Origin of the sequence: Pantanalinema rosaneae CENA516, from assembly GCF_050753385.1 — a bacterium.
GTDB classification, from domain to species: Bacteria; Cyanobacteriota; Cyanobacteriia; order Leptolyngbyales; family Leptolyngbyaceae; genus Pantanalinema; species Pantanalinema rosaneae.
On record NZ_JBLZFZ010000168.1, the window covers coordinates 1 to 1,493 of the forward strand.

A 1,493-nucleotide genomic window follows, 5' to 3' on the forward strand; every position below is an offset into this window, starting at 1 on the left:
AGCGTCAGATGTGTATAAGAGACAGCGTTGTAGTGGACGACCCGGCCGGATTCGTCGAGGAGGGCGATGCCGATCTCGAGGCGGTCGATCACGTGCTGCAACAGCACGCCGAGCGTGGCGTTGATCATGATCTGCCGGTTGATCTGGAACGAGCGGTCCCAATGCGGCATCACGCGCTCGAACAGCGTCTCGATCTCGGACGTGTCGCGCCCGTCGCCCCGGGCGATCGAGAGGGCGGCGCGGTACATCATCTCGACCCAGCGCTCCTCGTCGTCGATGGCGCCGTAGCAGAGTTCGACGAGTTCTTCCGGCAGCAGCGCGCCCGGGCGCTCGCCCGCGGGGCCGTCGAGCCGCCCCATGCCGGCGAGCACCTCCTCCGAGAAGCTCGCGAGATCGCGCGCGGGAACCTCGACCGCGTCCGGCACCCCGCCGCCGCCGCGCCAGGCGAGGATTCGCCCGGCGACCCCCAGCCGCTTCTCCTCGAGGAAGAGGCCCGAGCGGCCGCCCTCGACCCGCGCGGCCGTGACGTCCGTGATCCCCGAAGCGTTCAGCCGCGCCTTCATGGCGGGCGCGAAGCCGCCGTCGCGCATCATCGCGTCCTCGCCGCCATAGAGGATGAGGACCCGCGTGCCCTCGCGCACCCGCGCCTTCTCCAGCTCGCGCCAGACCCGCGCCATGCCCTCGAATATCGCCGACCAATAGCCGAGCGAGGGCGTCGGCCAGGCCAGCGGATCCGAGATCAGCGCCTCGACGATCGCGCGGTCCGCCGAGATCACGTCCGCCAGATGCCGGCGCTCCTTCAGATGCGCCCCGAGGAAGCTGTAGAGATGGTGGAGCATGTGCTCGTCCGGCTCGTCGGGGCTGCGGAACAGGAGCCGGGCGCGGATGAACGCCCGCCCGAGCACCGGCAGGGCCGGCTGGTTCGGCACGGGCGAGACGAGCACGATGTCGCGGGCGAGGTCGGGCTTGCGGGCGAGGAGGGCGACGACGAGGAGCGCGGAGATGTTGGGCGCGACGACGAGCCGGTCCTCCCACGCGCTGTCGGCGAAAGCGGCGTCGAGGAACGGGCCATGTCCGCCACGAGCTGGTCCCAGCCCCGCGCCGGATCGAGATGGCCGCGCGGATGGCGGGCGTCGACCGAGGCGCCGTGGCCGCGCAGGTCGCCCGCGAGCACCTCGAAGCCGGCCGCGGCGAGGCCGGCGGGAGATCGACGACGTTGCCCGAATGCGTCGGCGGGCTGTGGCCCACGAACGCGCGCGGCGCGCCCCGACGCCCGCTCCAGGCGCGGGTCAGCAGAAGCGGACCTCCCTCGCTCGCGATCAACCGCGTTTGCATGCAGCCCCCCGGCGCGCGCGGCCCTTCGCTCTTGGCGAAAGCGCCTCTCGTTTCGACCTTATCGCCTGATCCGCGCCTTGAGCCAGAGGCGAAGGCGACGAATCGACGCGGCGAAAGATGGCATGGGGAAGCTGTAGGCCCGATGAACGGCGACTAGG

Annotated in this window: 1 protein-coding gene; it reads right to left on the reverse strand. The window is 71.3% G+C overall.

Features of this window, described 5'->3' with window-relative positions; genetic code table 11:
• A partial coding sequence (locus tag ACN4EK_RS32605) for a serine aminopeptidase domain-containing protein (protein WP_431662603.1) occupies nt 1–1,226 on the reverse strand: 1,226 nt, incomplete at its 3' end.
• Between the last annotated feature and the right edge of the window lie 267 nt (nt 1,227–1,493).